Origin of the sequence: Streptomyces sp. NPDC059499 (assembly GCF_042749285.1) — a bacterium.
In the GTDB taxonomy this organism is placed as follows: Bacteria; Actinomycetota; Actinomycetes; order Streptomycetales; family Streptomycetaceae; genus Streptomyces.
Genome location: NZ_JBHYTT010000023.1, coordinates 21,714 through 42,233, shown reverse-complemented (window position 1 = coordinate 42,233; position 20,520 = coordinate 21,714). Strand labels below are relative to the sequence as shown.

The following is a 20,520-nucleotide window of genomic DNA, read 5'->3' as shown; positions in this document are numbered from 1 at the left end:
GGCGGGGATTCCGGCCACCGTGCGCCGGATCGCTCGCGCACCCCCTTGAGCACAGGAGCAGCAGCACATGTCCGTTCTCCAGATCGACGACGGCGGATTCCGGCTCGACGGTGAACCCTTCCGGGTCCTGTCCGGCGGGCTGCACTACTTCCGGGTCCATCCGGCGCAGTGGGCAGACCGGCTCCGCAAGGCCCGCCTCATGGGCCTCAACACGGTCGAGACGTATGTCCCCTGGAACCTCCACCAGCCGCGTCCGGACCGGTTCCACATGGACGGCGGACTCGACCTGCCCGCCTTCCTCGGCCTCGCCGCCGCGGAGGGCCTCCACGTCCTGCTCCGCCCCGGGCCCTACATCTGCGCCGAGTGGGAGGGCGGCGGCCTGCCCTCCTGGCTCCTGGAGCAGCCCGGCATCCGCCTGCGCACCCGCGACCCCCGCTATCTCGCCGCGGTCGACGACTACTTCACCCGGCTCCTCACCCCGCTTCAGCCCTACTTCGCCACCCGGGGCGGGCCGGTACTCGCCGTGCAGGTGGAGAACGAGTACGGGGCGTACGGCGACGACTCCGCCTACCTGGAGCACCTCGCCGGCTCGCTGCGCCGCTGCGGTGTCGACGTGCCGCTGTTCACCTGCGACCAGCCCGCGGACCTGGAGCGCGGCGGGTTGCCGGGGGTCCTCGCCACGGCCAACTTCGGCAGCCGCTCCACCCAGAACCTCGCGGCTCTGCGCGCACACCGGCCGACCGGACCGCTGCTGTCCACGGAGTTCTGGATCGGCTGGTTCGACCGCTGGGGCGGCCACCACGTGGTCCGTGACCCGGACCGGGCCGCACAGGAGTTGGACGAGGCCCTGGCGGCCGGTGCCTCGGTGAACCTCTACATGTTCCACGGCGGTACGAACTTCGGCTTCACCAACGGCGCCAACGACAAGCACACCTACCGGCCGACCGTCACCTCCTACGACTACGACGCACCCCTCGACGAAGCCGGGGACCCCACCGAGAAATTCACCGCATTCCGCGAGGTCATCGCCAAGTACGCACCGGTCCCCGCTGAGCCCGTTCCCGCACCTGCCGACAAACTCGCCCTGGCGGCAGTGGCGTTGGACGAGAGCGCCGGCCTGCTCGACTGGGCTCCGAGCCTCGGTGACGCCGTCGAGTCCCTGAATCCGCTGACGATGGAGCAGCTCCGCCAGGACTTCGGATTCGTCCTCTACGAGACGGTCCTGGCGGCCGCCGGACCCGCCCTGCTCGAACTGGAGCACGTCCGCGACCGCGCCCAGGTCTTCCTCGACCGCCGGAGCGTCGGGGTCCTGGAGCGGGAGAACCACGAGCACGCCCTCTCCTTCACCGTGCCTCGCGCGGGCTGCGTCCTCAGCCTGCTCGTCGAGAACCAGGGCCGCGTCAACTACGGGCCGGGCATCCATGACCGCAAGGGGCTGCCCGGCGGGGTCCTGCTGGACGGCAGGGAACTCGTCGGCTGGACCAACCGGCCGCTGCCTCTGACCTCGCTCGACGGGCTGGGCTTCGCCGCCACCACCACAGCGCCGACCGGTCCGTCCTTCCACCGCGGGACCTTCGAACTCGCCGGTACGGCGGACACCTTCCTCCACCTCGACGGCTGGACCAAGGGCAGTGCGTGGATCAACGGTTTCGCACTGGGCCGCTACTGGTCCCGCGGGCCCCAGCGGTCCTTGTACGTACCCGCGCCGGTGCTCCGCGAGGGCACCAACGAGATCGTCGTTCTCGAACTGCACGCGGCCCGTCGCGCCCGTACCGTCGACTTCCGGGAGACCCACGACCTCGGCCCCACCGACGAGTAGAAACACGAGGTGCGGTCTCAGACGTCGGGGGGAGCGCCGCGCCGGCGCCCGTCGTTCTGGTGCGCGACCGCGTCGGAGAGCTGCGCGCACAGGCGCTCGATCTCTTCGTGCGTGCGGTTCCGTTCGGTGACGATCGCGGTGAGGAGCAGGGCGGTGAGGGAGACCGTGCCGTTGAACGCCTGGAGGGTCACCATGTTGGTGAGGAGGTCGTGGTGGGCGAAGGGGCCGGTCATCCGGCCGGAGGCGATGATCGCAAGCGTGGAGATCCCCAGGGCGCACGGTGCGGCTCCCGCACGTTCGAAGCGGAACGAGGCCCAGATCAGGAACGGGAAGACGAGGAAGAGCAAGGAAGAGCTGCTGGCATTGGTCGCCAGGTAGGTCACGGACAGGGTGCACGCCGCCAGTGCCGCCGCCTCGGCCCAGATCAGGGGACCGACGGCGGGTGGCCACCGGGCCCAACGGACCACGAGCAGGAAGGGGGTCACGATCAGCACGCCCATGGCATCACCCGTCCACCACACGGACCAGGTCGGCCAGAACCCTCTGGCCGGGAGGGCCCCTGACAGGACGAGAGTGCTGCTGCCTATCGTCGCACTGATCAGCATGGGGGCCAGGGCGCCGAGGAAGACCAGGGCGAGGGCATCCTGCAAGCGGTCGAGGTCGTTGCGGAAACCGGCGCGGGTCAGCAGCAGGTAGGAACAGATCGGGGCGAGGGTGTTGCCGACGACGATCGCCACCACGGACGGGACCGAGGGGCCGATGAAGATGTTGACCGCGAGGGCGCCGACGGCGATGCCGGGCCAGACCCTCACTCCGAACAGGAGCAGGGCGGCGACCGCGATACCGGTCGGAGGCCACAGGGGCGTGACCTGGCCGCGCACCAGCTGCTGGAGCAGTCCCAGGCGGGCGGTCGCGTAGTACAGGGCGGCGACCGCCAGGATCGTCAGAGCAGTGGCCCTGTGCCGCCTGAGTTGCGAGAAGTCCACCACATCAGCATCAGACACCACCCCCGGCGGTCAGCGCAGGACGGACGCGCCGACACCACGGTCATGCAGGCGGGCGGTACGTCTGCGTCCGTACTACCGGGTGCCCGGCCGACCCTCGTAGCGGACGACGAGGACGGCGGCGTCGTCATCGTGTCCGGTGCGGTCCGCGACCCGGATCACCCGCGAGGCCAGGACGTCGGGCGCGATACCGCGTCCGGCGCCCGCCAGCCCCGCCACCTCCGCCAGCCCCTCCTCGATCGGGTAGGCGGGCCCTTCCACCACCCCGTCGGTGAGCAGGACGAGGTAGCCGGGCTGCGTCAGACGTCGCTGCACCACGGGATAGCTCTGACCGGGCAGAATCCCCAGAGGGACCCCGCCGGCGTCCAGGGACACACCCGAATCGCCCGCGTCGGTGCCCCACACCATCGGGACGTGGCCGGCCCGGGCGATACGGAGATCGCCAGTCTGCGGTACGAGGCTCAGCAGGCAGCAGGTGGTGAAGAGGTCGCCGCCGAGCGAGATCAGCAAGTCGTTGGCGCTGCTCAGCACCTCCCCGGGGTCGGCCGTGACACTGGCGAGGGCCCGCAGACTGGCTCGAGCCTCCCCCATGAAGGCGGCGGCCTCCACTCCGTGACCCTGCACATCGCCGATGACCACCCCCGCCACCCCGTCCCTCATCGGGAAGGCGTCGTAGAAGTCACCGCCGACAGCGAGACCGTCCTGCGAGGGCGCGTACCGGGCCGCCAGCCGGACGCCCGGAAAATCGGGCAGTTCGGCAGGGAGCATGTGCCGCTGCAGCGCCATGCCGAGCTCCGCCCGGGCACGCTGGACCCTGACGTTCTCCAATGCCTGATCGACAAGGCGCCCAAGGGTGAGGAGGAGTTCCTGGGTGCTGTCCGGCGCTCTGCGGTGTCGGTACATGACATTCCTGAGGATTCCGGTCCCCCTGATCAAACCCTAGCCCGGTCGCCGCCACCTGGCACGGACGGCCGGCACCCGATCGGTCGCGGCGGGGGTGCGGTCCACCCCGCCGGCATGCGCCGTCGCCGTCCGCCTGCCGGGTGAGGCGGGCCCGTGGATCAGCCCGTCCGCCCCGCGAGATGTCCGACGAAGCCGTGAGGCCGCAGCCGGTGATCCGAAGAGGATCAGGCCTCCGTATACGGAGCCGTGCTTGCGCGCACGACCAGCCGGGTCGGCACCAGCGTCGTGCCGCCCTCCACGGCCTTCCCGCCCAGCTCCGCCAGGATGGCGTCGACGCACAGCTCCCCCACCCGTGCGAAGTCCTGGTGGACGGTGGTCAGGGGCGGGATGAAGGAGGCGCTCTCGGTGATGTCGTCGAAGCCCACGACGCTCATGTCCTCGGGCACGCGCTTTCCGCGCTCGTGGAGTGCCCTCAGCACGCCGAGTGCCATCTGGTCGTTCGCCACGAACACCGCGGTGCAGTCGGGCTCGTCGGCCAGCCGGAGGCCCGCCTCGTAGCCGGATGCGGGAGCCCAGTCGCCCCGCAGCAGGGGTGGCACCTCCCGCCCCTCCTCGCGCAGTGCCGCCTCCCAGGCGACCGCGCGGCGGCCCGCCGCGAACGACTCCTCCGGGCCTGCCAGGTGCCAGACCGTACGGTGCCCGAGTTCGAGGAGGTGGCGCACCGCCGTACGGGCACCCTGGTGCTGGTCGGTGTCCACCACATGGAACCGGTCGCCGGCGTCCGAGTCCACGACGACGACGGTCACATGCGGCGGCAGGGTCAGCAACGCCGTGTCGAGCAGGTGCACTTCCATGATCAGGACGACCGCGTCGACCGCGAGTTCGTCGAGCCGCGTGAAGGCTCCCCTGACGTTGTCCTGGGTCGGGGCGTCGATCGGGATCAGCGTGACCGCGTACCCCGCGTGCGAGGCGAACTTCGCGATGGCTTCCAGGGTCCGCACGTTGCCGGTGCTGGACAGGCTCATGGTGATGACGCCGATGGTCCGGAAGTCGCCGCGCTTGAGAGCGCGGGCGGCGCTGTTGGGCCGGTAGCCGAGCTCCTTCATGGCGTCCAGCACCTTCTGCCGGGTCCGGTCGATGACGGCCGGGTCCCCGTTGGACACCCGGGAGACCGTCTGCGACGAGACGCCGGCGACCCGGGCGACGTCAGCCATCGACACCCGGGGCTGCCTGCCTTTCGCGGCGCGCCGGCCGCCCTTGTCCGCCGTCTCCGCACGAGCGGCCGCGTCTTTCTCCGTCACCGGTCTTCCTTCCATCGACTCCCACCCCATGCTTGACGACCCCCAACGGGAGTGTCACCATCACGCTACCGATGATTACGTAAACATTTCTCATCGGGCACCGCCTGATCCGGCCGCTTCCGGCCCGAAGGCCCTCGTCCCTCCTCACAACGGACCGGTCGGTCACCGACACAAGGAACCAGTCATGACGCTCCTGCCGACTCCGGCGAAGGCACTACCACCACCCCGCCTGCGAGCGCGCTCCCGCCTCCGCAGGCAGGCCCTCGTCGGGTGGGGGTTCGCAGGTCCGTTCGTCGCGGTCTTCGGCCTCGTCTTCCTTGCGCCGATCGGATACGCGCTGTACCTCAGCCTCTTCCGCGACCGGCTCATCGGCGGGAACTCCTTCGTCGGCATGGACAACTACCGGCAGGCGCTGACGGACCCGCAGTTCTGGGAAGGACTGGCCAGGGTCGGGCTGTTCCTGGCCGTACAGGTGCCCGTCATGCTGGGCATCGCACTGCTGGTCGCGCTGGCCATCGACAGCGGGCGTCTGTACGGCAAGGCCTTCTTCCGCATATCGGTCTTCCTGCCCTACGCCGTACCCGCGGTCGTCGCGAGCCTGATGTGGGGCTTCATCTACGGAACCCGGTTCGGGCTGGTCGGCAACATCAACGACGCCTTCGGTGTCACCCTTCCCGACCCGCTCTCCCCCGCACTGGTGCTGGCCTCCATCGGCAACATCGTGACCTGGGAATTCGTCGGGTACAACATGCTGATCTTCTACTCGGCGCTCAAGGTCGTTCCCCGCTCGCTCCACGAAGCCGCCGCGATCGACGGCGCCGGCGAGTGGCGGGTCATCACCGCGGTCAAGCTGCCGGCGATCCGCGGCGCCCTGGTCATCGCGACGATCTTCTCGGTCATCGGCAGCTTCCAGCTCTTCAACGAGCCGAGCATCCTGCAGAAGCTCGCCCCGAACGCGATCACGAGCGACTTCACCCCCAACCTCTACACCTACTCGCTGTCCTTCTCCGGCCGGCAGCACAACTACGCGGCCACGGTGGCGATCGTGATGGGCGTCATCACCGCGATCATCGCGTACAGCGTCCAGCTGCGCGGAATGCGGAAGGGCTGAGCCATGACCACGAACCTCGCCGGAGTCGACGCGAACGCCGCGGACCCCGCCGGCCCCGCGCGCAGCTCCCGGAAGGCCGGCCGGCCACCCCTGCGGCCCCGCCGTCGCCCCCACACCCCGCTCAACCCCCGCCCCAGCATCCCGCTGACCCTCGTGACCGGACTGGTCCTCCTCTACACACTGCTTCCGCTGGCCTGGCTGGTCATCAACGCGACCAAGGACCAGAAGGGTCTGCTCGACTCCTCGGGCCTGTGGTTCGGCGAGGACTTCACCCTCTGGGACAACATCTCCCGGACGCTGGCCTACGACGACGGTGTCTTCGTCCGGTGGCTGCTCAACACCCTGCTGTACGTCTCCGCGGGAGCGGGCGGCGCCACGATCCTCGCCGTCCTGGGCGGATACGCCCTGGCCACGTACCGATTCCCCGGCCGCCGCGCCGTGTTCGCCGTCGTCATCGGGGCCGTGGCCGTGCCGGGCACGGCGCTCGCGGTGCCCACGTTCCTGATGTTCAGCAGCATGGACCTGACGAACACCCCGTGGGCCGTCATCATCCCCTCCCTGATCTCCCCGTTCGGGCTCTACCTGATGTGGGTGTTCGCCGCCGAGGCCGTACCCGCCGAACTCCTCGAGGCGGCCCGCGTCGACGGCTCCGGCGAACTGCGCACCTTCTTCCGCATCGCGCTGCCGCTGCTGATGCCAGGGGCGGTCACCGTGCTGCTCTTCTCCATGGTCGCGACCTGGAACAACTACTTCCTGCCGCTGATCATGATCAAGGACCCGGACTGGTACCCGCTCACCCTCGGACTCAACGCCTGGAACGCCCAGGCCCAGACGGCGGGCGGCGAGGCCGTATTCGACCTCATCATCACGGGATCCCTGCTCACGATCGTGCCGATCGTCGTGATCTTCCTCCTGCTCCAGCGGTACTGGCAGTCCGGTCTGGCCGCAGGCAGCGTCAAGGAGTGAATCCGCCCCCACGCGCGCCCTTCCCTCCCCCTTCCCCGAGCACCGAACCAGGAGCACCACGCATGAGGACACACAGCACTCGCCGGCTTCTCGCCGCCGTCGCCGCGGTCTGCGCCATCACCCTCGCCGCGACCGCCTGCGGCTCCTCCGATCCGGCCGAGGACGGCGGCGGCGCGAAGGACGTCGCGTCCGCGCTGGCGAAGGGAGGGAAGATAACGGTGTGGGCCTGGGAACCCACGCTCAAGACGGTGGTTGCCGACTTCGAGAAGAAGTACCCGAAGGTCGACGTCGAACTCGTCAACGCGGGCACCGGCGACAAGCAGTACACCGCTCTGCAGAACGCCATCGCGGCCGGCTCCGGCGCCCCGGACGTGGCACAGATCGAGTACTACGCCCTCGGCCAGTTCGCGATCGGCAAGTCGGTGGAGGACCTCGCCGGCTACGGCGCGGCCGGCCAGGACAAGAAGTTCACCACCGGCCCGTGGAACGCGGTGAAGTACGACAAGGCCGTCTACGCCCTGCCCATGGACTCCGGCCCGATGGCGTTGTTCTACAACAAGAAGGTCTTCGACAAGCACCGCATCGAGGTCCCCACCACGTGGGACGAGTACGTCGAGGCAGCGCGCACCCTGCACAAGGCCGACCCCAAGATCTTCATCACCAACGACACCGGCGACGCGGGCGCCACCACCAGCCTCATCTGGCAGGCGGGCGGGCGCCCGTACAAGGCCGAGGGTGCGGACGTCACGGTCGACTTCACGGACGCGGGCACCAGGACGTACACCAGCACTTGGCAGAAGCTGCTGGACGAGGACCTCGTCGCGCCGATCACCTCCTGGAGCGACGAGTGGTACAAGGGCCTGGCCGACGGCAGCATCGCCACCCTGTCCATCGGCGCCTGGATGCCCGCCAACTTCACCTCGGGCGTCGCCTCCGCGTCCGGTGACTGGCGCGTGGCCCCGCTCCCCCAGTGGACCAAGGGCAGGACGGACAGTGCCGAGAACGGGGGCAGTTCCCTGGCCGTACCGAAGGCTGCCAAGAACAAGGAACTGGCCTACGCCTTCGCCGAGTTCGCGACCACGGGCGCCGGTGCCACGGCCCGCGTCAGCGAAGGCGCCTTCCCCGCCACTCGGGCGGACCTGGAATCGAAGACCTTCCTGGAGACCGCGTTCCCCTACTTCGGCGGCCAGCAGGCCAACAAGGTCTTCGCCGACTCGGCCCGCAACGTGGGCGGCGACTGGTCGTACCTGCCGTACCAGGTGTACGCGAACTCCGTCTTCAACGACACCGTGGGCGCGTCGTACGTCTCCTCGACCCCTCTGTCGCAGGGGCTGGAAGCCTGGGAGCAGTCCAGTATCAAGTACGGCAACGACCAGGGCTTCAACGTCAACAAGTAGTCCGGAGAACGAGGCGGCGGCTGTGCGGGACTTCTTCGGCACAGCCGCCTTCCCTGATGCGTCAACGGGTCTCCAGGGTTGACCGAGTGGGGACTTGGGTCCGCGGGAGTGCCGGTGAGCTGTGTGATGATGCACCGATGTCGACCGGCTCAGGGGAGAGACCGGGCAGGTGCGAAGGGGCGAACACAGCGTGCGCAAGGGTGGGGCATCCATACCGGACGAGGAGTGGGAGCGCTTTCTGCGGGAGGCCGAGGCGGGGACTCCGGGCGCGCCCGAGGAGCCGTCGGCGCGTGCCCGGATGGTGGCGCGGCGCCTGCGCGAGGAGCCCGGACGGCCGGAGGGGTGGCGAACTCACCAACCGCCGCGGTCGCGAACGGGAAAGGGCTGGTACGCGGTCGGTCTGCTGGTCGTGGTCGTCCTGCTCGTCGTGGTGATGGTTCCGGGGCGGGTGGCCGGGTGGTTCGGAATCGAAGGCGGTGGGAATGCGCCGCTCGCCGCCGAGTCGGAACGTCCGGACCAGCCGCCGGCCGACGAACCGGCGGCCCGACAGCCGACGTTGGAGGAGCCGTTCAGGGGATCGCCGGCGGAGCGGTGGGGCGACGGGACGGCATCCCTCGTCCTGCCTGCGGCGCGGGCGACCGGCTGGATGAGCAAGGAACAGGTCGCGCAGGCGCTCGACCGGACCCGGGACTTCCTCGCGGAGTCCAGCCTGGATCCTGGTGTGCTGCGCGGAGAGCGGCCGGGGAAGGCGATCGCGTTGATCAATCCGTACCAGCAGGACGTCAACGACTATCTGGCGACCGCGTTCCGCGCCCCGAGCCGGGAGAACAATCCTCTCAAGCTCTTCAGCCGTTTCGCGAAGACGGAGACGCGGCTTGTGGGAAACGTGGTCAGGACACGCGGACGGATCACGTACCAGGAGGGTGAGCGCGGCGCGGTCGAGGTAGCCACCGATGTCACGTACGTCTATCCGGTCGTAAGCGCTGCGGCGGGAAGTGACGAGGTCACCCGCACCGTTGTGCGCCGCGAGGTCGTCATGAGCTGGGACGACCCGTCGAAGGTGAAGATCAGGCCCGGGACGTTCTCCCTCGTCTCCTACAGGTCGGACACCACCAACGGCGGCTGTGACACCTACACCGGTTACCTCACCCCGGAGTTCAGGGCCGAACGCGCGGTCGCAGGTTCGGGGGACGGCCCCGAGGTCGACCCGTACGACCGGAGCACGTCGTTGGAGGCGCGCATCCGTGAGAGCGGCGAAGCGGGGTGCGGGAGAGCCACACGGCTGTGAGCAGGTGGGGCGGGCGCGTGGAACTTCGCCGGCGTCTGAACGACGGAGCCCTTCGGTCCGTACCACTGACGACGTCATGTATTCCGATGAAGGGAAAGCCGGCATGAGCGCATCGCAGGAGCGCAAGGTCCACCTCGGGCGCCGCACCGTCGTCGCGGCGGTCGGCGCAGCCGGAGTGGCCGCCGCACTCACCGCGTGCGGCGGCTCGAAGGACTCGGGCGGTTCGGACACGGTGCAGCCGGCCGGGGAGGGGGACGGTGCGAACGGGGGCGGCACGGTCCTCGCGAGCACCGCCGACATTCCCGAGGGCGGCGGAATGGTGTTCGCCGACCGGGGTGTCGTGGTGACGCAGCCCACGGCCGGTGAGTTCAAGGCCTTCTCCTCGAAGTGCACCCACCAGGGCTGCGCGGTGAAGGACATCTCGAACGGAACCATCAACTGCCCCTGTCACGGCAGCACTTTCGACGCGGCGACCGGCAGCGTCACGAACGGTCCGGCGACCCAGGCACTGCCGGCCAAGGAGATCAAGGTCGAGGGCGACTCGATCACGCTGGTGTAGCCGTAGGGGCGAGCCTGTACGGATCATCGCGGGGGAGTCGGAAGGCACCCCCGCGATGGCCTCGGCCTGCTCCACCCGGGTGGACTTCCGTCGGTGGAGCCTCCATGATTCCGGACACCGGGTCGGACAGCAGGAGAGGCACCCTCATGACCGTCACCCAGCGTCGCGGCCGTCGGATCATGATGACGGACCCGGAACGGGACACCTACCTCGGCGAGCAGCGCACCTGCCGGGTGGCCACGGTCTCCGCCGGGGGGATGCCCCACGTCGGGGCGCTCTGGTTCGTGTGGGACGGCACGTCCCTCTGGCTGTACTCGCTCACCCGGAGCCGGCGCTGGGCGCAGCTGCGGCAGAACCCGAAGACCGCGGTGGTGGTGGACGACGGGGTGGAGTACGGAGACCTGCGCGGCGTGGAGCTGTCCGGCGAGGTGGAGGTCGTCGGCGAAGCACCCCGTACGGGCGAGGTGTGTGCCGAACTCGATCTGCCGGAGCGGCTCTTCGCTTCGAAGTACTTCGGCCTGGACGCGCTGCCGCACGACGGACGGCACGCCTGGCTGCGGCTCACGCCCGAGGCTGTCACCTCCTGGGACTTCCGCAAGCTGGCCGGCCTCTCCTGAGACCCGGCCCGCCGTTACGGGAACCGGTACCGGATCACAGTGCCCGTCCCGCGTCACGCAGGGCCGCGACGGCTGCCCGGATCGACGGTCTCCGGTCCGCGTCCGTCCGCCACACCGCGTGGATGTGGCGTCGCATCTTCTGGCGCACGGGCACCATGCACACCCCCTCCGGGACCGGTCCGCGGCCGAGCCGGGGCGTCACACAGACGCCGAATCCGGCCGCGATCAGAGCGAGTTGGGTGTGGTGCTCGCCGGCGAGGTGCGAGATGCGCGGCTCGACACCCACGGACCGCAGGGTGAACATCAGCCAGTCGTAGCAGAATTCGCCCTCCGGCCAGGAGACCCACTCGTCGTCGGCGAAGTCCTCGAGGTCCACCTCCGTCCGGTCCGCGAGCGGATGCCCGGCCGGCATGGCGATGTCCGGTACGTCCTCGAGGAGTTCGGCCTTGGCCAGACCACCGGGCACCGGCAGTCGCTTGTTGCTCCAGTCGAGCACCACGGCCAGGTCCATGTCGCCCCGGAGCACGGCGCGAATGGCTCGCTCCGGCTCCAGCTCCACTGTGCGTACCTTCAGTTCGGGATGGTCCCGGCGCAGCGTGGTGAGGGCGGCGGGGAACAGCCCTCGCGCGGCGGTCGGAAAAGCCGCCAGTCTCACCTCACCCACCACCTCGCCGCGCTGGGCCTCGATGTCGGACTGGGCCAGCTCCACCTGCGAGAGGATCCGTGCGGCATGGTCGGCGAGCAGCTGACCGGCATCGGTCAGCCGGACGCCCCGGCCGTTCTTGGCGAGGAGCTGCTGGCCCACCTCGCGTTCCAGCTTGGCCATCTGCTGCGACACCGCCGACGTGGTGACGTGGAGGCCCTCGGCAGCGCCGCTCACCGAGCCGTGCCGGGCGAGGGCATCCAGGGTGCGCAAGCGCTCCAGATTCAACATGTAAGCAATGCTACGCGAATGGGGCCACCAGATCTCACTTGTCCTACGCGGTTCTTGTTGTCATCGTTGACCCCATGAGCGCTCCCTCCGCACCGGCGACGGTGCCGTCCACCAGCATCCCCCGGCCGGTCACACCCTCCCCCGGCCGGCGGCGGGCCGTGGACTGGCGCATCCGGTTCGTGGTGCTCTCCCTCATCTGGGGCTTCAGCTTCCTGCTCATCAAGGTCGGCACCCACGGGTACGCCCCCTTCCAGGTCACCTTCGGCCGGCTGCTGTTCGGTACGGCGGTGCTCGCCGTCGCCATCGCGGTGCGCCGCGAGCGGCTGCCGCGCTCAGGCCGGACCTGGGGCCATCTCTTCGTCGCCGCGTTCCTCCTCAACGCCCTGCCCTTCTCGCTCTTCGCCTACGCCGAGCTGACCATCCCGTCCACGCTCGCCGGGATCTGCAACGCCACCTCACCCCTGTGGGGCATGGCCCTCTCGCTGGTCGCGCTCTCCGAGGACCGGCCGACCCGTCGCCGCGTCGCGGGCCTCGGCCTCGGCTTCATCGGCGTGCTGACCGTCCTGGGCGCCTGGCAGGGCTTCTCCGGACTGGACTTCGGCGGTACGGCCATGGCCCTGCTCGCCTCGCTCAGCTATCCGATCGGCTGGATCTACGTACGCCGCACGCTGGCGGGCACCGGATCCTCGGCGCTGGCGATGACCGGTAGCCAGCTCTTCCTCGGGACTCTGCAACTGGCCTTCGTCACGCCGATGTTCACTTCACTCCCCGAGCGCTTCCCGCTGTTCCCGACGCTCTCCGTCATCGCTCTGGGAGCGCTCGGAACAGGGCTCGCGCTGCTCATGCAGTACGGCCTCGTCCAAGAGGTCGGCCCGACGACGGCCCAGATGGTCACCTACTTCATCCCGGTCATCGCCACCGCGGCCGGCGTGGCCGTGCTCGGCGAACAGCTGAGCTGGAACACCCCGGTCGGCGCCCTGGTGGTCCTCGCGGGTGCCGCACTCACCCAGAGCAGACCCCGTCCGTCCACCAAGCCCGCACGGGTGCCGGGGCGCCGCCCGTTCAGCCGTAGCTGATGGGCGCGGCCGGCCGCGCCGCGGCCGCCACCGCGTCCGCCAGGGGTGCGATGTCCGCCCCGGTCAGCGATGACACGGTCAGTCGCACCCCCTGCGGTGCGACATTCCGGAAGCGCGCACCCGGAGCAACCGCCCAGCCCGCGTGCAGCAGTCTGGCCACGGCGCCGGTCTCGTCGCCGACGGGGACCCAGACGTTCATCCCGCTCCGCCCGTGCGCCGGCACGCCACGGTCCTCCAGCGCCAGGACGAGCGCGTCACGGCGCTCACCGTAGGACCTCGCGACCGCGACGACGTCGACGGCGCCGGAGGTCCACAGGTGCACCACCGCACGCTGGAGCAGGGCGCTGACCCAGCCCGGCCCCAGACTCTGCCTGCCGGTCACACGGTCGACGGTCACCGCGTCCCCGGTCAGTACGGCGACCCGCAGATCCGGTCCGTACGCCTTGGCGACGGACCGCACGAAGGCCCAGCGGTCCGTGGATCCCACCAGCGGGTGCAGCGGCAGGTCGACGATGGCGTGACCATGATCGTCCTCGATCAGGAGCACCCCGGGGTGTCGCGCGAGAACGGACCGCAGCTCCTTCGCCCGGTCCGCCCCCACCGCCGCCCCGGTCGGGTTCTGCGCCCGGCCGGTCACGATCAGCGCCTTGACCCCCGCCCTCAGCGCACGCTCCACATCGCCGGGCAGCGGACCCTCGTCGTCCACGGCGACGGGCGCGGCACGCAGGCCGAGGGCCGGGACAAGATCCAGCAGGCTCCCCCACCCGGGGTCTTCGACGGCGACCGCGTCACCGGGTTTGAGGTGCGCCGACAGCACACGTTCGATTGCGTCGAGGGACCCCGAGGTGACCGCCACGGGCCCCGCGGGAACACCGTCGGCATCCAGTTCCGCCCGGACGTACGTCGCGAGTTCGGGGATCACGGGAGCGTCCCCGTACAGCCAGGGCTTCAGCGCGTTCGCCCGCGCGGCCACGGCCAGCGCTTCACCGAGGTCGGGCAGCAGGGTCGGATCGGGGTTGCCGGACCCCAGGTCCCGTACACCCGGTGGCGCGTCGATCCGGAGCGAGCCGCGGGAGGTACTCGCAGGGCGTTGCCTCACCCTGCTGCCCCTGCGCCCCGCGGTCTCGATCACTCCGCGCTCTCGGAGTGTCCGGTAGGCGGCGGCCACCGTATTCGGATTGACCCCCAGCACCGACGCCAACTCCCGCATGGGCGGCAGCACATGACCGGGGGCGAGCTCGCCCGAACCGACCCCGCGCTCCACGCTCGCGGCAATGTCCGATGCGCGCCGCCCACTGATCCGATACTCTCCTAGCACAAACATGATTATGCACTAGTGCAATGGAGAGCGCAATGCCGGACACCGTAACGCCCGACACCACCGGCCAGGCAGCCACCGCCCCGTACGAGCCGACCGGGCGCACGGTCCCGAGCCGGGCCAGGGAACGCGCTTCGTACGACCGGGAGGTCGTCCACTCGATACTCGACGAGGGCTACCTCTGCCATCTCGGGTTCGTCCGCGACGGGGCACCGGTCGTACTCCCGACCCTCTTCGGCAGGGTCGGCGAGCGGCTGTACGTGCACGGCTCGACCGGATCCCGGCCGCTCCGCACGGCGGGCGCGTCGGATCCGGGCCTGGCGGTCTGCCTGACGGTCACGCTCGTCGACGGCCTGGTGCTGGCCCGGTCCGCGTTCCACCACTCGATGAACTACCGCTCCGTGGTGGTGCACGGAGTCGCCCGTACGGTGACCGACCCCGAGGAACGGCGCGTGGCACTCGACGCCATCGTCGACCAGGTCGTTCCCGGCAGGTCGCAGGACTCCCGGCCGGCCGACGCGAAGGAGCTCGCCGCCACCGCGGTCATCCGGCTGGACCTCGACGAGGTCTCCGCCAAGGTCCGCACCGGAGGGCCGAACGACGAGGAGGCGGACCTCGCGCTGCCGTACTGGGCGGGTGTGGTGCCGCTGGCCCACGGCTACGCCGCACCGGTTCCGTCCGACGACCTCGACCCCGCCGTGCCCGTACCGGACTACCTGGCCGCTCTCTGACACGCCTCTCCGTGTGCCGGGCCCGTCACGTGGACGGGCCCGGCACCCGGGATCAGACGGGCAGGGCTTCCCGGCGCCTGCGGACGGCGGCGGCCGCGCCGCGCGCCTCGTCGAGTGCCAGCCCGGCCACCGCACCGAGCAGAAGCAGCGTGCCGATGACCGTGGCCGCGGTCAGCTGCTCCCGCAGGACGGTGACCGCGATGAAGGCCGCGCTCACCGGCTCCAGGAGCATGATCACGGACACGGTCGCCGACCGGACAGCGGCGGCTCCGGCGAAGTAGAGCGCATAGGCGAGCGCGGTCGGCACAGCCGCCACATAGACCATCAGCCAGAGCACCTGCCCCGTGGCGGCGGTGTGCGGCACGAGCCCCTCGGCCAGCGCCGCGGGCAGCAGACCGACCGCGCCGATACCGAACGCCCACGCGCTGGTGGAGAGTGAGTCGCCGGACGCGCCCTGGCGTCCCAGCCATCGGGTCAGCAGCGTGATCGCCGCATAGCCGGTGGCGGACAGCAGGGCCAGCAGCACCCCGACGGGCCGTACTTCGGCGGCCTCGCCGCCGAGCACGAGCACGGCGAGCCCGGCGAGGGCACCGGCGACGGCGACGAATCCGCCCCGGCCCAGCCGCTCCCCCATCAACAGCCGCGCGCCGACCGCGATGAGGACAGGTCCGGCCCCCAGGGTGACGACGGTCCCGACCGCGAGACCCGTCGCTTCGACCGCCGCGAAGTAGGCACTCTGGAACACGGTGAGACCGATGCCGGTCCCCAGGATGCGCAGCCGCCGGAGACGGCGGGACTCATGCGCGGCGCGCGGGCGACGGGGTCGCAGCACCAGCACGCCCGCCAGGAGTACGAGACCGCCGGCGCACCGCCAGAACGACAGGGCGAGCGGGCCGAGATCGCTGACCCGGAAGAGCAGGGAAGCGGCCGCGCCCGCGGTTCCCCAGGCGATACCGGCGACAACGAGATAGAGGAGGCTCCGCCCGACGGGCAGGCCGGAAACAGGGTGGGACACGTGTTTTCTCCGGAGGAAGAGGGGGTGGTGGTCGCTCGGCTCCGCACGCGGGCAGCGACGAACCGCTCGGGGACTGCCCGAGCCCGGTCTTCGTCAGGAGTGGCCGCGCGCGCTAGGCGACAGGCGGCGGAAGTACGGTCAGGTGCATGATCGCCACCCTACGGCGCGGTCCGGTTCCCGGACAACTCACCCTCCGCGACGGCGGAGCCGCCGCCGTCCTCACCGTCCGCTTCCTGCACTCCGGCGCCGGACGCCACCGGACCGGACGGCGGCCTGGGCGCGGCGGACTGCGCGATGAAGGCACCGATCAGCACCACACCGCCACCGACGAGCTGGGGCGCGGAGAGGTGTTCGCCGAGGAGCACCCAGGCCAGCACGGTCGCGATGACCGCCTCGAGGCAGGCGACAACACCGGCAACCTGTGGTGAGAGCAGCCGTACCGACACCACACCGGTGACGTAGGCGAGCACGGTCGCGAGCAGCACGATCCAGCCCAGCAGCACCCACGCGGGAACGGCGTTCCCGTTCATCTCGGCGCTCCCGCCCAGAGCCGCCCAGTCCATACCCCACGGCCTGGCCACCACGGTGAGTACCGCAGCCCCGACCAGCAGCCCGTAGGCGATCACGCCGAACGGATGCGGCGGCCCGGCTTCGGCGTCGCCGTGGCTTCCTCGGTCACGACTGCCCTGATCGGACAGGACGAAGTAGCCCACCTGACAGCACGCCGCTCCGAGCGCGAGCAGCAGGCCGACGGCGTCGAAGCTCAGTCCGGCCCACACCTCGACGACACAGGCGAGTCCGCCGACCGCGAGGACCACCCCGGCCGCGGCGGCCCGGGTGACGGGCCTGCGCTGCACGAATCGCACCCAGCCGAGGACCAGCGCGGGCGCCAGGTACTCGACGAGCAGGGCAACACCGACGGGGATACGGGAGATCGCGGCGAAGTAGAAGGCCTGCACGCCCGCGACGGCGAAGAGCCCGAAACCGGCCAGCAGGGCAGGCCGTTCACGCACCAGGTGCCGATGCCGCCAGGCGACGGGCAGCATGACGAGCGCGGCGCCCGCCACGCGTAGCCACACCACGTGCAACGGGTCGAGCCCCGCCTCGATCAGCGGCTTGGCCGCCACCCCTGAACCACCGAATGCGAGCGCCGAGACCAAGGCCAGGCCCAGACCGGCGCTTCTCCCCTGAGACGCGTGCATCGGCACATCATGACAGCCCGCGTCAGCAGCGTCACCCTCGTCACGCCTGTCGGAGGGGTGTCCATGATCACCCCTGCCGGGAAACCTCGGCCAGCCGGTCCGCCGTACGACCGGCAAGCCACTCGGTCTCCACGCCCGCCCGCTCCAGCACCTCGACGGCACGGCACCCCGGGTCCCCCACCAGTGCGGCGAGAATGTCGAGCCCACCGGCATGGGACTCCCCGCGCAGAACCGCACCCCGCTCCGCCCGGTCCATTGCCGCGACGGCCGAGGGCGACCACCCGTCGGCCCCCGGCACGGCCACCGCCGTCAGGTCGCCCGAGTGCTCCAGCGTCCCCTGCCACCGGAGCCCGTAGCCGATGCTGCGCTGCACGAGGTAGCCGAGGACCCTGGCCAGCTGGGGTCCACCGTCGAAAACGGCGCGGACCTCGGGGTCCGATTCGATGAGCGAGTGCAGCAGATGAGCCGTGTCGATGTGGCGGTCGCCGTCACGCAGGGCCCGCCTGCGCGCACCTGTCACCACCGAGGCCAGTTCAGCGGTGAATCCGGCGTCGTTCGGTGCGGGCTGTTCGGGTATCCAGGGTGTCCGGTTGTGCACACAACCCACCCCATCAGTCCCGGAACACGGTGGCATCCCCGGCACGGCCCATCTGCGCATCCCACCGAGGGCGGGCACCTGAGGAGTTCCTCATCCTTGCGGATGAGATCCGGCTCGCACGGGCCCCAATCCGCGAAAAGAGCGCGCGCCGCCTTGCGCCGCGCTCCCGGCGCAACCGGCGACGCGCCGGACACGTCCCTCAGGCCGACGACACCGGTGGGAGGGGGGGTTCTTTCGTGGCCTGGCTGGTCGCTCTGCCGGCCGTCGACGGACGGCAGTACGTCTACCGCGTCCACGCCCCTGCCGACGCACTGCCCGCCGACCTCTTCTGGGCTGCGTTCCACTGCCACGACGACGGCCCGCACCCCCGCGCTTCGGACCGGTTCGACGCGGCGGCGATCTGGCGGACGGGGCCTGCGGACCTCATCACCCGCCCGTGAAGCGGGCACCCCGCACACGACGAACACCGCAAGCGCCCCGCGGAACAGGGCCCTTGCGGCGTACGGTCGCACTCCCCACGGATCAGTGGTCGTCGTCGGCAAGGATCAAGTAGAGCTTCTTACGGGCATCGTTGATCACCGTGAGCGCCTTCTGACGCTGATCGGCGGAGCCGGTCTTCCAGACCTGCCCGAACGCCTCCATCAGGCCGAACCCGGCCTGGCGGATCTCGTTCACACCCTCCCAGTCGACTCCACGCCCGACTTCCTCCCACGGCGCCTCGGGACCGGTCTCGGCCTCGGTGCGGCCCGCCTCGGTGAGGGTGAACAGCTTCTTGCCGCCCTCGCTCGCGCTGACGATCAGACCCTCGTCCTCCAGCAGTTGAAGGGTGGGGTAGACGGATCCGGGGCTGGGGCGCCAGGCCCCTCCGCTGCGCTCGCCGATCTCCTGGATCATCTCGTAACCGTGCATCGAACGGTCCTTGAGCAGCGCCAGGATCGACGCTCGCACGTCGCCGCGCCGCGCCCTTCCCCTGCCACCGCCGCGACCGCGTCCGCCGCCGAAGGGCCCTCCACCGAACGGTCCGCCACCGAAGGGCGGGCCGAACGACCCGAAGGCTGCCCGCCTTCCTTCGTAGTCGCCACGACCCTGATGACCGGGCCCGCAGTGCCCATGTCCGTGCTCATGCTCGTGTCCATGTGAACGCATCGCTACGCTCCTTCCATCGTTGATCTGTCGCGATGCTTCAACGATATATCGGAACCGATCGCCTGACAACCGCCGAACCGAGGAGGTGTCCTGTCTCAGCGAAGACTCACCGAACGGGGCAGGCGAGCCGGGCCTGGAGGATGGCCGCAGCGCCGAGAGCGGCTCTGGGAGAACCCGGGGTAGCCCTTGTGCAGGTGGTAGCTAGGCTCACGCCATGTCCAACGATCTCGGTTTCACGTGTTCATGCTGCGGCGAGCACCACGCAGAGCTCCCCATGAGCTACTCGACCATGGCCCCTGACGTATGGGATCCAAGCTTCGAGAGTGATCCGGGCTGCCTGCTGTCGTCCGACCAGTGCGTGATCAAGGGCCAGCACTTCTTCATCAGGGGTCTGATCGAGATACCTGTGATCGGCAGCCAGGACGCCTTCTCCTGGGGAGTCTGGGTCTCTCTGAGCAAGGACAATTTCGCCCGTGCTCTCGACGTGTGGGACACGGAGGGCCGCGAGGCCGAGAAGCCGTACTTCGGCTGGCTCAGCACCGAGCTCACGCTCTATCCCGAGAGCACCACCGACTTGAAGACCAACGCCCACACCCGACCGGTCGGCAAGCGGCCCTTCATCGAGCTGGAGCCCACCGACCACCCGCTCGCCGTCGAACAGCGCACCGGGATCACGCAGGACCGCGTGCGTGAGATTGCCATGGCTGTGCTGCATCCGGCCTGATTCACCGCAGGTCAGGGCTTGGCGAGGGCGCGGCGGCGGAGGCGGAGGCGGTGGAATGCATCCCTGACCCAGCGCCGGCCATGACGGGGGGTGAGGTTGCGGTGGTGGCGCTGAGCCCTGCCGGTGCTGGGCAGAGCGCTGATGTCGATCTGCCTCCCGGGCAGAGGAAAGGCCGGACGATCGGCGGCAGCATTGATCGGAACGGCCTCACTCTGGGAGGATGTCGTCCATGACGAACCGACGAAAGGCCCATGGCGCGTAGACGGCCAGGCCAGGTGCGCGCCACGTTGTCGCGCAGGCGCCGCCCGGAGCATGGCAGGAAGATCGTTTCTGGGGTCTCGGCGCGCTCGCAGAGGGCGATTGCCGCGTTCGAGGATTCACACGTGTGGCCAGGAGCCGTCGCCGACGCGATGGCTCGGTGGGTCGGCACCGTTCACGGCCCGGCCCGTAGGCTCACGGTTCCACTGGTCCATGGCTGCGGAGTTGAAGCGTGCTGTCCCTCCGACGCTCATCCACGACAGATGCTGGAGCAGGCCCTGTGCGGGCTGCCGACAAGTGCGTCGCGGGAGCTCCGGCAGCTGGTACACCCGCTTGACGAGGTCTACCGGTCCCGCACGATCGTGGACTCCTATGGCGATCCTTATCAGCCATGGTGGATGCGGCGATGCTGAACCTCGGACGGGGCCGAGCCCTGCCTGTGAACGCCCCTGTGCAGAAGCCGTCTTGCGTCGGGCGGCCCGGCGCGCCAACCGTCGACCGCTCTGGTCCCGGCGGAGGGGCCCGGTCACCTCCGTGCGAGCCGGCAGCACAC

20 protein-coding genes are annotated in these 20,520 nt (G+C 70.2%); 11 read left to right on the top strand and 9 right to left on the bottom strand.

Going from position 1 to position 20,520, the window contains the following annotated elements; genetic code table 11:
• The first annotated feature begins 67 nt into the window (after positions 1-67).
• Entirely contained in the window at positions 68-1,819 is a 1,752-nt protein-coding gene (locus tag ACFW9O_RS34295; protein WP_384614844.1) for a beta-galactosidase family protein, read from the top strand.
• 17 nt (positions 1,820-1,836) lie between these two features.
• Here the strand turns inward: ACFW9O_RS34295 and ACFW9O_RS34290 are convergent, their stop codons facing one another.
• From ACFW9O_RS34290 to ACFW9O_RS34280, 3 genes are all read right to left on the bottom strand, one after another.
• Positions 1,837-2,808 carry an MASE1 domain-containing protein gene (locus ACFW9O_RS34290; protein ID WP_384614879.1) on the bottom strand — a complete coding sequence of 324 codons (972 nt, stop codon included), beginning with the start codon at positions 2,806-2,808 and terminating at the stop codon, positions 1,837-1,839.
• Positions 2,809-2,898: 90 nt separating this feature from the next.
• Complete coding sequence (locus ACFW9O_RS34285; RefSeq protein ID WP_384614843.1) at positions 2,899-3,726, bottom strand: PP2C family protein-serine/threonine phosphatase; 828 nt, start codon at positions 3,724-3,726, stop codon at positions 2,899-2,901.
• 224 nt (positions 3,727-3,950) lie between these two features.
• Positions 3,951-4,940, bottom strand: coding sequence for a LacI family DNA-binding transcriptional regulator (locus ACFW9O_RS34280; RefSeq protein WP_384614877.1), 990 nt, complete (start codon positions 4,938-4,940; stop codon positions 3,951-3,953).
• A 271-nt stretch (positions 4,941-5,211) separates the two neighbouring features.
• Between ACFW9O_RS34280 and ACFW9O_RS34275 the strand changes: the two genes are divergently transcribed.
• The 6 genes from ACFW9O_RS34275 to ACFW9O_RS34250 all read left to right on the top strand — a co-directional run bounded on the left by ACFW9O_RS34275 (position 5,212) and on the right by ACFW9O_RS34250 (position 10,965).
• Entirely contained in the window at positions 5,212-6,138 is a 927-nt protein-coding gene (locus tag ACFW9O_RS34275) for a carbohydrate ABC transporter permease (protein ID WP_384614841.1), read from the top strand.
• 3 nt (positions 6,139-6,141) lie between these two features.
• Positions 6,142-7,104 carry a carbohydrate ABC transporter permease gene (locus ACFW9O_RS34270; RefSeq protein WP_384614840.1) on the top strand — a complete coding sequence of 321 codons (963 nt, stop codon included), beginning with the start codon at positions 6,142-6,144 and terminating at the stop codon, positions 7,102-7,104.
• A 62-nt stretch (positions 7,105-7,166) separates the two neighbouring features.
• Positions 7,167-8,501 (top strand): ABC transporter substrate-binding protein, encoded by a 1,335-nt coding sequence (locus tag ACFW9O_RS34265; protein ID WP_384614838.1) that lies wholly within the window; start codon positions 7,167-7,169, stop codon positions 8,499-8,501.
• A gap of 190 nt (positions 8,502-8,691) precedes the next feature.
• Complete coding sequence (locus ACFW9O_RS34260; protein WP_384614836.1) at positions 8,692-9,789, top strand: hypothetical protein; 1,098 nt, start codon at positions 8,692-8,694, stop codon at positions 9,787-9,789.
• Positions 9,790-9,892: 103 nt separating this feature from the next.
• On the top strand, positions 9,893-10,348 hold the full coding sequence (locus tag ACFW9O_RS34255) for a Rieske (2Fe-2S) protein (protein ID WP_351169330.1): 456 nt from the start codon (positions 9,893-9,895) through the stop codon (positions 10,346-10,348).
• A 146-nt stretch (positions 10,349-10,494) separates the two neighbouring features.
• On the top strand, positions 10,495-10,965 hold the full coding sequence (locus tag ACFW9O_RS34250; RefSeq protein ID WP_384614833.1) for a pyridoxamine 5'-phosphate oxidase family protein: 471 nt from the start codon (positions 10,495-10,497) through the stop codon (positions 10,963-10,965).
• A 34-nt stretch (positions 10,966-10,999) separates the two neighbouring features.
• On the opposite strand, the gene ACFW9O_RS34245 is transcribed toward ACFW9O_RS34250, so the two are convergent.
• Positions 11,000-11,899, bottom strand: a complete 900-nt coding sequence (locus ACFW9O_RS34245) for a LysR family transcriptional regulator (protein WP_384614831.1) — start codon at positions 11,897-11,899, stop codon at positions 11,000-11,002.
• Positions 11,900-11,973: 74 nt separating this feature from the next.
• Between ACFW9O_RS34245 and ACFW9O_RS34240 the strand changes: the two genes are divergently transcribed.
• Entirely contained in the window at positions 11,974-12,975 is a 1,002-nt protein-coding gene (locus tag ACFW9O_RS34240) for a DMT family transporter (protein WP_384614829.1), read from the top strand.
• Here the strand turns inward: ACFW9O_RS34240 and ACFW9O_RS34235 are convergent.
• Entirely contained in the window at positions 12,962-14,293 is a 1,332-nt protein-coding gene (locus ACFW9O_RS34235; protein ID WP_384614827.1) for an aminotransferase class I/II-fold pyridoxal phosphate-dependent enzyme, read from the bottom strand. The two genes, ACFW9O_RS34240 and ACFW9O_RS34235, sit on opposite strands and share 14 nt — an antisense overlap.
• 35 nt (positions 14,294-14,328) lie before the next feature.
• Here ACFW9O_RS34235 and ACFW9O_RS34230 point away from each other — a divergent pair, with 35 nt between their 5' ends.
• A complete protein-coding gene (locus ACFW9O_RS34230; RefSeq protein WP_384614825.1) occupies positions 14,329-15,024 on the top strand; it encodes a pyridoxamine 5'-phosphate oxidase family protein in 696 nt (231 codons plus the stop codon).
• Between the two features lie 52 nt (positions 15,025-15,076).
• Here the strand turns inward: ACFW9O_RS34230 and ACFW9O_RS34225 are convergent, their stop codons facing one another.
• The 3 genes from ACFW9O_RS34225 to ACFW9O_RS34215 all read right to left on the bottom strand — a co-directional run bounded on the left by ACFW9O_RS34225 (position 15,077) and on the right by ACFW9O_RS34215 (position 17,839).
• On the bottom strand, positions 15,077-16,039 hold the full coding sequence (locus tag ACFW9O_RS34225) for a DMT family transporter (protein WP_384614823.1): 963 nt from the start codon (positions 16,037-16,039) through the stop codon (positions 15,077-15,079).
• 158 nt (positions 16,040-16,197) lie between these two features.
• Positions 16,198-17,241, bottom strand: a complete 1,044-nt coding sequence (locus ACFW9O_RS34220) for a DMT family transporter (RefSeq protein WP_384614821.1) — start codon at positions 17,239-17,241, stop codon at positions 16,198-16,200.
• A 67-nt stretch (positions 17,242-17,308) separates the two neighbouring features.
• Positions 17,309-17,839: a Clp protease N-terminal domain-containing protein gene (locus ACFW9O_RS34215; protein ID WP_384614819.1), complete on the bottom strand. Its 531-nt coding sequence runs from the start codon at positions 17,837-17,839 to the stop codon at positions 17,309-17,311.
• A 236-nt stretch (positions 17,840-18,075) separates the two neighbouring features.
• On the opposite strand from ACFW9O_RS34215, the gene ACFW9O_RS34210 reads away from it, so the two are divergent.
• Positions 18,076-18,279 (top strand): hypothetical protein, encoded by a 204-nt coding sequence (locus ACFW9O_RS34210; RefSeq protein WP_351169354.1) that lies wholly within the window; start codon positions 18,076-18,078, stop codon positions 18,277-18,279.
• 82 nt (positions 18,280-18,361) lie between these two features.
• Here the strand turns inward: ACFW9O_RS34210 and ACFW9O_RS34205 are convergent, their stop codons facing one another.
• The gene (locus ACFW9O_RS34205) at positions 18,362-18,985 is read right to left on the bottom strand and encodes a PadR family transcriptional regulator (RefSeq protein ID WP_384614818.1); all 624 of its coding nucleotides are present in this window, start codon (positions 18,983-18,985) and stop codon (positions 18,362-18,364) included.
• A 274-nt stretch (positions 18,986-19,259) separates the two neighbouring features.
• Between ACFW9O_RS34205 and ACFW9O_RS34200 the strand changes: the two genes are divergently transcribed.
• Positions 19,260-19,709, top strand: coding sequence for a DUF2199 domain-containing protein (locus tag ACFW9O_RS34200; RefSeq protein ID WP_384614875.1), 450 nt, complete (start codon positions 19,260-19,262; stop codon positions 19,707-19,709).
• Positions 19,710-20,520 lie beyond the last annotated feature (811 nt).

Coding starts and splice junctions, on each gene's coding strand:
- ACFW9O_RS34250 (WP_384614833.1), top strand. CDS start 10,495: ATGACCGTCACCCAGCGTCGCGGCCGTCGGATCATGATGACGGACCCG.
- ACFW9O_RS34240 (WP_384614829.1), top strand. CDS start 11,974: ATGAGCGCTCCCTCCGCACCGGCGACGGTGCCGTCCACCAGCATCCCC.
- ACFW9O_RS34200 (WP_384614875.1), top strand. CDS start 19,260: ATGAGCTACTCGACCATGGCCCCTGACGTATGGGATCCAAGCTTCGAG.
- ACFW9O_RS34245 (WP_384614831.1), bottom strand. CDS start 11,899: ATGTTGAATCTGGAGCGCTTGCGCACCCTGGATGCCCTCGCCCGGCAC.
- ACFW9O_RS34205 (WP_384614818.1), bottom strand. CDS start 18,985: ATGCGTTCACATGGACACGAGCATGAGCACGGACATGGGCACTGCGGG.
- ACFW9O_RS34280 (WP_384614877.1), bottom strand. CDS start 4,940: ATGGCTGACGTCGCCCGGGTCGCCGGCGTCTCGTCGCAGACGGTCTCC.
- ACFW9O_RS34270 (WP_384614840.1), top strand. CDS start 6,142: ATGACCACGAACCTCGCCGGAGTCGACGCGAACGCCGCGGACCCCGCC.
- ACFW9O_RS34285 (WP_384614843.1), bottom strand. CDS start 3,726: ATGTACCGACACCGCAGAGCGCCGGACAGCACCCAGGAACTCCTCCTC.
- ACFW9O_RS34220 (WP_384614821.1), bottom strand. CDS start 17,241: ATGCACGCGTCTCAGGGGAGAAGCGCCGGTCTGGGCCTGGCCTTGGTC.
- ACFW9O_RS34255 (WP_351169330.1), top strand. CDS start 9,893: ATGAGCGCATCGCAGGAGCGCAAGGTCCACCTCGGGCGCCGCACCGTC.
- ACFW9O_RS34295 (WP_384614844.1), top strand. CDS start 68: ATGTCCGTTCTCCAGATCGACGACGGCGGATTCCGGCTCGACGGTGAA.
- ACFW9O_RS34230 (WP_384614825.1), top strand. CDS start 14,329: ATGCCGGACACCGTAACGCCCGACACCACCGGCCAGGCAGCCACCGCC.
- ACFW9O_RS34275 (WP_384614841.1), top strand. CDS start 5,212: ATGACGCTCCTGCCGACTCCGGCGAAGGCACTACCACCACCCCGCCTG.
- ACFW9O_RS34265 (WP_384614838.1), top strand. CDS start 7,167: ATGAGGACACACAGCACTCGCCGGCTTCTCGCCGCCGTCGCCGCGGTC.